The organism is Mucilaginibacter aquaedulcis, assembly GCF_030409325.1.
Taxonomy (GTDB): Bacteria; Bacteroidota; Bacteroidia; order Sphingobacteriales; family Sphingobacteriaceae; genus Mucilaginibacter; species Mucilaginibacter aquaedulcis.
Genome location: NZ_JAUFPR010000002.1, coordinates 1,518,544 through 1,531,210 on the forward strand (window position 1 = coordinate 1,518,544; position 12,667 = coordinate 1,531,210).

The following is a 12,667-nucleotide window of genomic DNA, read 5'->3' on the forward strand; positions in this document are numbered from 1 at the left end:
GGGGACTATATTTTATTTTTTTGATTTCCGGATACTTTGGAGAGTTGAGCAAAGGTTTCGTTAAGAGAGTTCTTTTCTGCTCTGATCTCGCTTAATCTCCAGCTTTGTTGTGCGCTCGCCAGCACAATTCTTTCAGAAATGGTTTTGTCCCCGTTAAAATAGATCCTGATTTTTTTATCAGTGAGGTACTCTGCTCGAATTACGCCCGGAATTTCCATCAGGCTATCAACTGCGGGTGGTTCCTCCATAATCACGAAAAGACAATCAGGCGCCACATAATTGTCAAAGGCTTCCATCGTATCGGAAAAAACAATACGCCCGTTTTCAATCATTTTGATATCCTGGCATAGGTACTGGACCTCAGAAAGCATATGTGTAGAAAGCACTACGGCATGGTCTTCGGCTATCTCTTTAATCAGCGCCCTTACTTCGAGAATCTGGTTGGGATCAAGCCCGTTCGTTGGTTCATCCAAAACGACTAACCTGGGGTGATGAATGATCGCCTGCGCAATCCCTACCCGTTGTTTGTATCCACCTGACAAGTTTCGGATCAACCTTTTGCTGATGTGTGACAGGCCGCATCGTTGCTTTGCATCTTCGAGGGCATCAGGCAAATAACTTTTGTCAACCGATCGAATAACGGCGCAATGCGTCAGGTACTCGTCAACGGTAAGATCTGCATATAACGGAGGACTTTGAGGCAGAAACCCAATAAATTGCTTTGCCTTTTCCGGTTGTTTACGTAAATCAATACCATTAATAAATACATCTCCCCTGGTTTGTGTTAAAACGCCGCAAAGAATATTCATAGTGGTTGACTTGCCCGCTCCGTTGGAGCCTAATAATCCAGTAATCCCATTCTGATAAATTTCCATTTCAATGTCTCGAATAGCCCAGTTGGAACTATATCGATGCGACAATCCCGTGATCCTAAGAATAGGTTCCTTCAGTTTAGTAATCATAAGTTGGTGTGGTACGCGATTATTTAGGTACAGTAAAGTTGATGGTCTTAAAAATGTCCAGCAGATAGTTGTATTTCTGCATTACGAGCGGGTAGTTTTGATAAGTTCCCAGGAAGTCAGAGGCTGACAACGTCAACACCGTATCCAGGTAAGCTGACAAATCTTCGACCGGGCCATGAACATCATAGTAAGTGGCTTGTTCGGTCCCGTCAATCAGCAGGCCGTATGTACCCTTGGGTGCATACGGTATAAGCCCATACGTAGTGAATATTCTGCCAAAAGCAGTTTTCCCGTAATAAGCACTGCTGATAGAATAGAATTTAGTTGTCAGATTGGGGTCGGCATTTATCTTAGCGGTTAAGATTGTTTTCAACACATCGTTCCGGTATTTCTTGAGTTGAACGGCATCCATGTATTTAATAGCCGGAACATAGGAGATTGCAACCGTATTAAAACCCAGGTATGCATTAACGGGAACCTTTACCAATTCGCCACTTCCAGATTGATCAGATGTGAAGGTATAGACAGAATCGGTTAACAGTATAGAATAGGGCCTCAGCGATCTGCTGAGATTGGGAATTATCTGATTTTTCACGAAATCGAGCCCGGCAAGAATATCAGCTTCATTATGCAGGTATTTAGCGGTGACCATAGAGTCTATCGTCGTTAAGTGATATCCCAAATTCAACCTTTGCAATGGTGTTTTGGTTAACGTGTCATTATAAAGTACCGGAAAACCTGTTTGCTGATAATAAAGATAAATCTGGTGATCAGCTGCACTTTTAGAATTATCAAGGCGTGCGAATGGATCAACTGTCGCAGGCGTCGCCTTCGGGCTGCTTTCCTTTTTGCAGGATGCCAGCAACACTAACGCAGCGAAAAAGGGGGGGAAATATTTTGTAATCATGTCAAATGCTGTTTAATTCGATTAAAAAGTTCTGTTCTGACGCTCTGGATTTTGTTGGAGGGAGCCCTGGTTGAAAATGATCGCGTCCAGGGGTATTGGAACGAGATAATCCGGGTCACCTGGCTTAAGCACAAGGCTCGCTTTAAGGAAGGGGCTTGCTCCGTAACTCACATCTGAATAATTATGAACAATAGTAGTGGTGAACGGATAAGCCTTATTCAATGCATATCGTTTCAGATCGAACCAGCGGTGCCCTTCAAAGCAAAGCTCTCTCCGGCGCTCATCGCGGACGAAGTTTACCAACTCGGCACCGGAATAATTAACCGGCACAAAGTTAGCAGGGGCAAACCGCGACTGTCTTAGGGTATTAAGCGAGGCATTGGCGTCAGCAGAACGACCCAGCATTGCAGCAGCCTCCGCCTTATTCAGATAAGCCTCCGCATTTCTCAGGAAGTAATTGTCTGAAAATATTTCGGTTGGCAATATGTTATTTGTACGGGAGCGGTACATTTTGGTATACCTGATCTTACCAGCGTTGTCTGTTTCGAAATAGGCTGTACGACGAAGGTCTCCGGTATTATAAAGCTTCATTAAACCCGGGCTCGCCTGAAATGATTTGGTTAAGCCGTCACCCATCAAGTACATCGTCGCATTTCCACCTTCGTTAAATATCGCCTCAGGATTATCTTTCGAGAAGAAACTGGTCAGCGGCTTATAATTGGTTAGGTTGAACAAAACAGGTTTGCGTGTTATCACTTTATCAGCAGCCGTTATGGCGTTCTCCCATAACTGCATATAAAGATATATCCTGCTTTGCAGCAGGTTCACTGCGTCTATATTTGCGTGATAGATCGAAGAAGGCGAAATACCCGTCAGGTATTTTTCGGAAGCATCAAGGTCGGTAAGCATCTGCTGGTACACGCTGTCAATCGTTGATCGTGTGAAATGTTTATCCTCAACAAACTCGGTAATTTTGAGTGGTACACCCATGTCAATTTTAGCGGTTTCTTTGCTGTAAGCCGGGGCGAAAGTATTGACCAGATAGAAATAATAGTATGCCCGTAAGAACAAAGCCTCACCTTTGATCCGTTTAAGCTGATCAGGATTATCATGTAATTGGCTCGCCTGATAAATCATAATGTTTGCCGCGTTGATGGATTTGTAGACCTTTGGCCAGGTGTCATCAATGTATGGTAAAAATGTTTTGTCAACACAAGGATTGGCCTGCCAGGTGTAAAATCCAAATACATCATCCCGGTTATCAATATAGTAGGGAGAGCTCACAAATTCGGTGACATCATCATCCATCGCGTTTAGCCATGGAAAATAAACCGCCTGACCAGACTCTTTAAATGAATTACTTGGCGGGCTGGTAAAATGCTTCATATAGACATCACCCTGCATCACCTCTTCCATCTTTTGCCAGGTGTTTGCGTATGCCAGGTCCTGTGATTGTTCTTCGAGGAATTTTTTGCAGCCGGTTAACGAAAAAGCGGCTAACAAAAACCATATGTATTTAAATGCTTTTTTCATGATCAATTCTATTAAAATGATACATCCAGTGTAATTGAGTAAGTAGATCTCGGTGATAGCTGCGTATTGTCTCCAAATCCGAGCTGTTCAGGGTCCTGTCCCTCCAGTTTTTTACTCGCCCAGGTATGAACGTTTGTAGCTGAAAACATGACTGATGTTTGCTTGATCTTCAAGCGTTTAGTCAAAGCATCACTCAGGCTGTACCTAAAATTGAGCGTGCGAAGTTTTAAATAGTTTCCACTCGCTATTCTGGCGTCAGAGTTGTCATACATTTGCCAGATATTATCGGCGTATTGGAAAGAGGTATTTGAGCCACTTGCAGACCAGTGGCTGAGCGTATTGGCGTAGGCCGTTCCACCTACAAGCGAGGGTATATTGGTATAGGCCTCATCACCTGGCTTCCGCCAGCGGTTAACGAAATCTAGGTTCACGTTATTTTCCGGCAGGGGTGCTGAAACTGTTGAAGTGACAATACCGTTTACTGTATTACTGTAGAGCTTTTGAAGTCTAACCTTGCTCCCAACGCTATAAGTCATATTGCAACTCAGAGAAAACTGTCTGTAGCTAAATACGTTGAGTAATCCACCCTGTAGTGTGGGAATCCGGTTACCGGACGGTACCATTACTTGTTTGATCACATCGTCGAGGCTCATACCTTTGTATTTGTCTGCCATCGAAGGATCATTGTTCGCAAATGTTGGCAATCCTGTCAAATGATCAAGCCCCGTAAAATGATAGGAATAAAATGTGTTGCTGGCTTTGTCGTCAACTATCTGACTACCGGTTAAATAATTATTATAAACATTTGGATTGTGATCGCCTACGTTCAGGCTATTGATGCTTTTGGAGAGGAGTTTATTGATCACCTGGCCCAGCTGTGGATCGATACGCCAGCTAAACCCACCTTTTTTGCCGTTCGGACCAAGGTTGTTGATCGGCGTAAAGCTCAGTGTAACTTCGATACCCTGGTTTTTAATCGTTCCTGAGTTAACTATATAAGAGGTAACTCCGTTAATGTCGGCAACTTCTTTGCTTAGAAAGGCATTGTTCGTGGTTTTGTTGAAATAATTAACGGTTCCCTGTATCTTATTATGGAAGAAGCCAAAGTCCAAACCGACATTGAACTCTTTGTTTTTCTCCCATTTCAGGTTAGGGTTCGGATAATAGGCGATATTAGAATAATAAGATTGCGTTATTGGGTCTATAGAGCCCTGCTTAATAATCAAATTCGGGGTTTGATTTTCAAGCATGTTACCCTGGAATCCGTAAGATGTTTTTAATGCAAGCAGGTTTACTGATTTGCTATTCTTGAATAAATCCTTGTCTATATCCCATCGCCCGGATACGGACCATGTTGGCAGGAATTTTTCCTTTGAACGGGAACCGAATTTATTGGAAAAGTCTGTTCGAGTATTAAAATTCAGTATGTATTTGTCATTTATAGTGTAGCTGCTTGAAAAATAGCCTGAAGCCAGGTTTGTTAAGGCATCCCGTACAATATCCATATCATTTAGGGTAGCCCATTGTGCGTAGGCAGGATATTTAAGTGGATCTACCGGTGCGTAAGTTTGTCCGCGATCAGGTAAATATCCCCTCCTATCGATATTATACCCTTTATACCTGTTTGAAGACAACTCACCTCCGATGGTTATATTCAGATTATCACGCGAAGCAGATCCCACTGGGCGATCGTAATTTAATTGTCCACGCACCAGATATGATTCATTTCGTACCTGATTAGATAACATTTCACCTCCAAAAGGCATTAAACTGGTTGTTGGTGCGGTGCTACCAAATTCGCTTCGTCTCAAACTGGCAGCATAAAATGTATTTTCCTGATAAACCGTCTGATCGTTACTATTGTTATTACTATACGATAACAATACTGTTCCGTTCAGATACGGATTTACCTTTACATTCAGATCCGTCAGAAGGTTAACACCTGAAGTATTGATCAGGTCCCTGGAATGCTGCATCTCATTCAAGATGTTAAAGCCAAAATAATTCACTGTTCGTGAATCGCCCGGCGTATATTTTTGATAATAGCTTAAGGTACCGTCCTCGTTAAAAGCGGGAACTGCCCGACTGGTGTTATAAGCGTATGATAAAGCATTTACAGCGCCTGCTACATAATCACTTTTCTGGTTATTTCCGCGCAGGGTCATGTCCCAGCTCAGGCGGGGGGTGAGCGCAGCCGTCAATTTTACCAGGGCAGTATACTGATCCGTTTTGTCACCCCGTACTGTACCTTGCTGGGTTGCAGCTCCAACACTGGCATAATAGGTCATTTTAGCACCACCACCCGAAACACTGATATTATTTTGAGTAGATATGGCATCTTTGAGAATTGTACCAAACCAGTCAGTATTCATAGTTTCCATTTTTTGCACCGCCGATTGGAACTGGCTGTAGTTAATTCTACCGTTGTAGAGGTTATTAAGTGTACCTTCATATCCTACGTAATTGATATTTCCCGAATATTCCAGTCCACTGTTAATGATATCCCGAGAATAATCTATACGCTGGCGTGAATTCATTACACGAATATTGCCATCCGTGTACCTTGGCCTTTTGGTGAGTATGGTTGACTGGTTAAAGTTGACAACCGGGTCTCCTGCTTTACCTTTTTTAGTGGTAATTACGATAACACCATTTGCTGCCCTGACGCCGTACAGCGCAGTAGCAGAGGCATCTTTGAGCACATCGATCTGATCGATGTCAAAGGGTTTAAGCCCCGAAATGGCGTTACCAAGTCTATTAACAAAATCAAGATCATTTATAGTAGCAGGATCTATTCCTACTGGATCGTTTACCACAACACCATCAACCACCCATATCGGCTCCCTGCTGCCAAGAATCGTAGAAGTTCCGCGAATACGGATTTTGGGAGAGACACCAATATCTCCGGAATTATTCAAAACGAATAAACCGGGAATTCGGCCCTCCAGGGCCTGGTCTATGGTAAAAAATGCCGGATTAGTGATATCCGCCGCTTTGACTGATGTGATGGCACTGGTAAGCTTGCGTCGCTCAATTCTTTGATAGCCGTTGGTTACAACAACTTCATCAAGGCTAGCCACTTTTATCTTCAGCTTATAAACCTTGACTTCTTTTGATGCCTGAGTTTCTATAGGTTCATAGCCGGTGTATGAAATAACCAGCACTGCTTTACTGTCCACCTCGGATAAGGAAAACTCACCATCTGCATTGGTCAGTACCCCTCTTGTTTTGCCTTTAATGATCACCGTGGCCCCGGGCAGCGGATGGCCTTCTTCATTAAGAACCTTTCCCTTTACGGTAATCAGAGCAGTTTGTAAATCAGTCTGATCCGTTAATAAAGGCTTTTTTTCCCTGATCACAACCGTTTTATCTTCTATTGAAAACGTCATTGTTGTACCGGCAATCAGTTTCTGAATAACTTCTTCTAACGGGGTATCCTTAAAATCTACGTTAATGACCTGAGTTGTTTTAAATTTGGAAGTAAAGACCACCACATCATATCCTGTCTGATCACTTATCGCTCTAAAAACTTTCTCGACCGATACATTTCTCCCTTTTAATGTCAACCGCTGTCCGAATGTCGCCGCACTAACCTGCATCAGGCCGGCAACCAACAGGATGATTGTTAGCTTCATCATTAATAGCAATTTATGGTTACAGGCGAGGAGCGCCCACCAATTAATAGTAGAATTTTTATACATTTACGAATCTGGGTTTTGGCCCTGTGCTTAGTTTTCGAAGGCCGTGCACATCGCCAGTTAATGGAAAGATTGATTACTCAATTTTTAAACCGGATACATAGGGCTTCGACGACAAATCGGAGCCCATTTTTGGTTTTGTAGCGTGGGAATGGTTAATGTCTTTGTTTAATCATAATTTAGGGGTTAATTAATAGTCTGTTTATTATTAGGGTTGCTATTTTAATTAAGGTTAATCAGTGATTCACTTTTATTTCCTGCTGATCGTTATTATATTTCCCTCGATTTTGAATTTAACTTTATCGGTCCGTTCCAGTATTTTCAGGATTTTTGTAATATTTTCGTATCTCCCCAGCTTCGCGTATACAGTTTCACTTTTCAAGCTTTCATCCTCGTACTTTATGGTTGTATTGTACCATCTGGAAAGCGTAACCATAATGTTCCCGAGGTTTTCGTTATTAAACATAAAATAGCCATTCTTCCAGGCAACGGCATCAGATGATTCAACATCAGTAACCTTAATGTTGTCATTTTCGACAAGAATTGATTGCTGGTTAGGTGAAAGTATCACCCGTTCACCTGTGCGTCTTTTCGATAGGCCCGTTACCCTGTGAACTGCAACGCTACCTTCCAGCAGCGTTGTTTTTGTAAGATTATTTTCAGGATAACTCTCGACGTCAAAATGCGTGCCCAGTACCTCTATATCCTGATCAGCTGATTTTACCTGGAACGGGTGCTTTTTATCCTTCGAGACCTCGAAATAGCCCTCCCCGCTTAACTCTACTACCCTGTTTGGTAAGCCTGCAAATGTTGAAGGAAATTTCAGCGTACTTGCGGCATTTAGCCAAACTTTTGAATTATCGGGCAGCACCACCTGGTATGTGCCGCCCCTCGGGGTACTAACGGTATTCAGGGACAATGAACTCTTTTTAACATCAGAAGCGTTAGCGATTGCAGATCCATCATTATAGACTAGCTTTCCCGCATTGATCACCACCCCTGTTTTTGTGCTGCTTAAATCAATGGTTGCACCGTTCGAAAGTTGCAAAACAGCGGTATTGTGTCCGGGATGGATCGAATTAGTAAATGCCCGCTTATCTCCCTTTATTTTTTGCTCACCTTCGAAGTAAAACCAACAGAGACCTGTAACAATAAGTAGAACAGCCGCGGCCGCGAAGCGCGGCCACATTGAAAACTGCCGGGCTCCTGACTGAGAAATACCAACATGTACAGAAAGGCTTTTCCATATCTCCTTGTTATCATCAGTTATTTGCGAATGAGATGGCAAACCTTTAGCGCCCTTAAGGTAGTCCATGAATTGTTGTTCTACAACTCCGCGTTCGTCGTCTGTAGCCGTTCCGTCGATGTATTTAACGATTAACTTTTCTGCTTCTTCTTGAGTCATGTTCTCCGGGGTCTGATCCCTTTTTTATACATGTCCCTTAACTGGTCATTCTTTCCCGAACTATTTTAAAATAATTTAAAATTCAAGTTAAATAATATAAAAATGAAATTCATTCCTGTAAAAACGACAGTTAAGTTAACGAACACTGGCAACTGTTTTAACATAAAAAAAGAAAGGAGAGCATTGAAAAACCCAATTTAGGGCGAAGAAGAGTTGTCGCCTGGCTGATTAGATTTTGCACTGTTTTGACAGAGATATTTAATTCCTCCGCTATTTCTTCATAGGAACTGAATTCTAACTTATGCATTACGAATGCGCGGGCCATTTTTGGTGGCAGAAAAGAAACAAGACGCTCAACAGTCCTGAAAAGTTCCTTTTCTTCCAGATACACTTCTGTTGAATCAGTACCTTCCACCATATGGTTGAGAAATTGTTCGGCATATCCTTCTTTAACCTTTTGCCTGGCAATCTCTTTTAAAAATTTGTACCGAATCGCTGTATACAGATATGCAGAAAGTGAGCTTTTGAAATTTGTGGATGTACGTTTATCCCATAGCGAAATAAACAATTCCTGTACCATATCCTTACTGATATCTCCACTTGATGTTAGTTTGAAGGCGTAGACGTACAGTAAGCCACTGTAACGATTATAAATTTCAGTAAAAGCATATCTATCTCCATCTTTTAGTAGAAGCAGCAGGTCCACATCTGAAAGTTTATTATATTTAGATACCTTTTGCTTCACTTTGCCAGCAATTTAATAACCAGAAAGCGATAATTTTAAACTATTCGACAGTTTAAAAGGATTTTCGCAACAGTTGCTTATATTCTATTGCAAAGTACATCTTGTTTTGTAAAATAAATTAACAAAATGATATTTTTTTTCCAAAGCAAGTTACCAATAACAAAAAGACATTTGATTTGATATATTTTGCAAAATAAGGGAACTTTGTATCCGCTTTAAGAGTCAATTATCCGAGCAGATTAGTTTCAATATTGTTTTGGTAAGTAAAACCATAATTACCAATCACGCCTGAACCATTTCGTAGCAATGTTGACAATTTACGATATTCCGTAAAAGAAAAGCCGCATAAAAACAATATCCTATTGATTATAAAGCAAGTACAAACCGGCATCAAAATAGACATAGATTAAATACCCATAACCTAATTTTTAATTATTTTATAAACAGACTCAAATGGCACATTTTGAAGTACCAAAGTATGAACAGGAACCGGCCGCTTTACATGAAACCTACGAAGCCTTTAGAGTCATCCTGGGGTTTGTCCCAAACCTTTATGCTACGATCGGCTATTCGGCAAACGCGTTGAATTCTTATACGCGCTTTACGGCAGAACAGAATAAAGGAACTTTTCATGGAAAAGACCGGGAAGCTATATTTCTGATCGTGTCGCAGCTGAATGGCTGCCATTACTGCCTTGCCTCGCATACGCAATCGGCCATCAGGAATAAATGGACAGAAGAGGATACGTTAATGTTGAGAAAAGGCACCTATCCCGAAAATAAATGGCTAGTCATTTATCGGGTGATAAAAAGTATCCTTGATCATAAAGGTCAGGTGAAAGAGGAGTTATTGGAAGAGTTTTATCATTTAGGCTATACAGAAGTAGCTATCATGGATCTGCTCGCGCTGGTCATGGTAATGAGCTTTACCAATTATGCCTATAGAATGACAGACATACCTATTGATTTCCCACTGGCAAAAGAAATCTGAATCATCTGAAAATTCATCTTCCTATTTATTATCTTTAGTATGCTTGCAATATGATACCAGGCCAATGATGAAATAACGGTGTCAGAACCTAATATGAAGTGATTCAAATTCAACGATGGAAAGAAAACATGAAGTAAAACAGGCGCCCGAATTAGCGGCAATTAATGAAGCAGCAACTACAATCACATAGTTAACAAAAGACCTTATGGAAGTGAATATCAACCGAGTTACAAGAAGGATTGAGTCTACCTTTGATAGTTTCACAAGTCGTTTTGAAAAGGCAGCTGACCATTTTCTGGAGTCCGTGTCACCCGAAACCGAATTGGAGCGATTGGCCCGTGAAAATGGCGAGGACAGAGTCGGGCGCATCAAATTAACTTTAGTTCAGCATGCTTCAACCGGACTTCGCTTTAAACTTTACAGCATGCAGATCAAAATTCGGGATGCCACCGATGGACCGGTGTTACCAGCCTTAAAATCGCTTAAGGATCCCGGTGCTGCCCTGTATGCCCCGATGGATTTTCTTATTTATGAAAGTGAGCAGCAGGAAGTTATTTTAGAATATATTCAACCGTCGGTATTTTTTGACACCTTTGTAGACGAGTCCGGTGAAACGGGAAGAACCTTTGACAGGAGGTTTCAAAGCCTGATCGATTTCGCTGACTTATCGCTTAACTAAACTTCCATATTGATTTCACTAGGCGCCACAACAAAAATAAAATCATCCAGTCAGATGCCGCTTGATTAAAAGTTCCCGCATGTTGTCGCGAGTTTGAATATCAGCCTCAATCAGGTCAGCCGCGGGTTTATATCTTACTAAGTCCACCGGCTGATATTTTAAACTCCAGGTTATAAACTCAATCAACAGCGGCAATAAATCGATACCCTTTTCGGTAAGGCTATAAAGCACCTTTTGCTTTGTAAGCAAATCAACAGTTTTGGATATCAAGCCATGTTTTTCGAGCGTAACCAGGCGATCAGCTAATATATTTGAAGATATCCTCTCCTCCGATTCGCGAAATTCACCAAAGTAACGCTTATTTTCAAGTATAATATCTCTGAGTATCAACAACGTCCACTTATCCCCAACGATTTCAACCACCAGGTTGATGGGATTAAAGGATCTGTAATTCATCATTTCTTATTTACCTCCCCTTCTTATCTAATTTCAAATAAAAACTGGTTGCAAATTTCTAAATTAAATTTTAAATACCTGCCTGTGTTAAAAAAAACGACAAAAGGAATACAATTATTAAGTGAGTATTTGCTGTTGACAGTAACCAGCTCAATGAACCGCTGCGATCCCAGGCAAAATATCCATCAGTCCACATTCAACAACCATCCGTATAAAAAAAGTTTTTTTCCGAAATAAAGTAAGATATGCAAATCAAAATATAGATATATATCTATATATCAAACAAATACAAAATGGCTCCATCATTGCGCCTTATCATTTGACAGCGTGAATAATTCGATATGCAAAAGGACAAATCATGAACAATGAAAAGTACAGCTTATCAGCCGGCTATGAAAATATCTTCAGATTGGCAGAAGCTCCAAATACTGCCACCAAAGTGCTTGCAATAGGCTATTTAACAGAAAAAGGGAGAACATCAGCAGATTGGTGGACGGTGGTGCTAAAAGAAGTGCCGGCCACTGTGTTGCTGTATCTGGAGGGAAAGATCGAAAACTGGTTTGCTATTACGGACAAACCAGGCGTAGTCTTTCTGATGAATGTAGATAATATCCCGGATGCGAATAATCTCCTGGAAAGACTTCCTTTTGTTGCATTGGACATGATGGAATTTGGGCTTATTGCGCTTGGCCCGCCAAGTCCTCTTCGCCTGCTTTTAGACGCTGTTGCTGTCAGCGAAAATTAGCTATAGTATTAATCCTCAAAGAAACTCAGATTCATTAGTATAAATAACGAGGCATGCATATCCGGTAACGTCATATAATTTCTTTCAAAAATAAATTCATCAATCATGTTTAAAATTCTTGAAAAATACGCTTCCGCAATCGTTGCCGGTGACGCCAGGCTTATCGCCGGCACTTTCAGTACTTCCATTAAAGTAAAAGCGCCGGGATCAAACGCATCCCATGAAGGGAAAGAACAAATATCAACTATGCTGAGTACTGCGGCTACCGTGATAAACGACCTTAGGTTTGTGCGAACGTATATGACGAATACAGCATGGTCGGCAATTTTATTCGAAGGAACAATCGACGACATATCGATCCAGATCATTGACCATATACATATTGACAAAAATTACCTGATTGATCAGGTTGATATTTTTATGCGTCCTGCCTCATATGGACCAATTTTACTCGAAAAGGTTACTGCAGAAACAGAACGGAGAAAAAAACGCACCTAATGCTCAGGACCATCAAGCATTTTCAGGCTCCATAAAAAATTGCCGAATT

Annotated in this window: 11 protein-coding genes; 4 read left to right on the plus strand and 7 right to left on the minus strand. The window is 41.3% G+C overall.

The genetic code is table 11. From position 1 onward, the window contains the following. Nucleotides 1-5: 5 nt before the first annotated feature. From QWZ01_RS10680 to QWZ01_RS10705, 6 genes are all read right to left on the minus strand, one after another. Complete coding sequence (locus QWZ01_RS10680) at nucleotides 6-875, minus strand: ABC transporter ATP-binding protein (protein WP_353959394.1); 870 nt, start codon at nucleotides 873-875, stop codon at nucleotides 6-8. Nucleotides 876-981: 106 nt separating this feature from the next. After that, nucleotides 982-1,869, minus strand: a complete 888-nt coding sequence (locus tag QWZ01_RS10685; protein WP_290323307.1) for a hypothetical protein — start codon at nucleotides 1,867-1,869, stop codon at nucleotides 982-984. A gap of 21 nt (nucleotides 1,870-1,890) precedes the next feature. Then, the gene (locus QWZ01_RS10690; RefSeq protein WP_290323308.1) at nucleotides 1,891-3,402 is read right to left on the minus strand and encodes a RagB/SusD family nutrient uptake outer membrane protein; all 1,512 of its coding nucleotides are present in this window, start codon (nucleotides 3,400-3,402) and stop codon (nucleotides 1,891-1,893) included. Between the two features lie 11 nt (nucleotides 3,403-3,413). After that, nucleotides 3,414-7,040 (minus strand): SusC/RagA family TonB-linked outer membrane protein, encoded by a 3,627-nt coding sequence (locus tag QWZ01_RS10695; RefSeq protein ID WP_290323309.1) that lies wholly within the window; start codon nucleotides 7,038-7,040, stop codon nucleotides 3,414-3,416. Nucleotides 7,041-7,350: 310 nt separating this feature from the next. Next, nucleotides 7,351-8,505 (minus strand): FecR family protein, encoded by a 1,155-nt coding sequence (locus QWZ01_RS10700; RefSeq protein ID WP_290323310.1) that lies wholly within the window; start codon nucleotides 8,503-8,505, stop codon nucleotides 7,351-7,353. 157 nt (nucleotides 8,506-8,662) lie between these two features. Further along, nucleotides 8,663-9,250 carry an RNA polymerase sigma-70 factor gene (locus QWZ01_RS10705; protein ID WP_290323311.1) on the minus strand — a complete coding sequence of 196 codons (588 nt, stop codon included), beginning with the start codon at nucleotides 9,248-9,250 and terminating at the stop codon, nucleotides 8,663-8,665. A 453-nt stretch (nucleotides 9,251-9,703) separates the two neighbouring features. Between QWZ01_RS10705 and QWZ01_RS10710 the strand changes: the two genes are divergently transcribed. Next, nucleotides 9,704-10,240, plus strand: a complete 537-nt coding sequence (locus QWZ01_RS10710; protein WP_290323312.1) for a carboxymuconolactone decarboxylase family protein — start codon at nucleotides 9,704-9,706, stop codon at nucleotides 10,238-10,240. A gap of 205 nt (nucleotides 10,241-10,445) precedes the next feature. After that, nucleotides 10,446-10,919, plus strand: a complete 474-nt coding sequence (locus QWZ01_RS10715; protein ID WP_290323313.1) for a DUF302 domain-containing protein — start codon at nucleotides 10,446-10,448, stop codon at nucleotides 10,917-10,919. A gap of 42 nt (nucleotides 10,920-10,961) precedes the next feature. Here QWZ01_RS10715 and QWZ01_RS10720 read toward each other — a convergent pair whose 3' ends face one another. Beyond that, a complete protein-coding gene (locus tag QWZ01_RS10720) occupies nucleotides 10,962-11,378 on the minus strand; it encodes a winged helix-turn-helix transcriptional regulator (protein WP_290323314.1) in 417 nt (138 codons plus the stop codon). Between the two features lie 355 nt (nucleotides 11,379-11,733). Between QWZ01_RS10720 and QWZ01_RS10725 the strand changes: the two genes are divergently transcribed. Together QWZ01_RS10725 and QWZ01_RS10730 are read left to right on the plus strand one after the other, a co-directional pair. Beyond that, the gene (locus QWZ01_RS10725; RefSeq protein WP_290323315.1) at nucleotides 11,734-12,120 is read left to right on the plus strand and encodes a hypothetical protein; all 387 of its coding nucleotides are present in this window, start codon (nucleotides 11,734-11,736) and stop codon (nucleotides 12,118-12,120) included. Between the two features lie 105 nt (nucleotides 12,121-12,225). Further along, on the plus strand, nucleotides 12,226-12,618 hold the full coding sequence (locus tag QWZ01_RS10730; RefSeq protein ID WP_290323316.1) for a hypothetical protein: 393 nt from the start codon (nucleotides 12,226-12,228) through the stop codon (nucleotides 12,616-12,618). The last annotated feature ends 49 nt before the right edge of the window (nucleotides 12,619-12,667 follow it).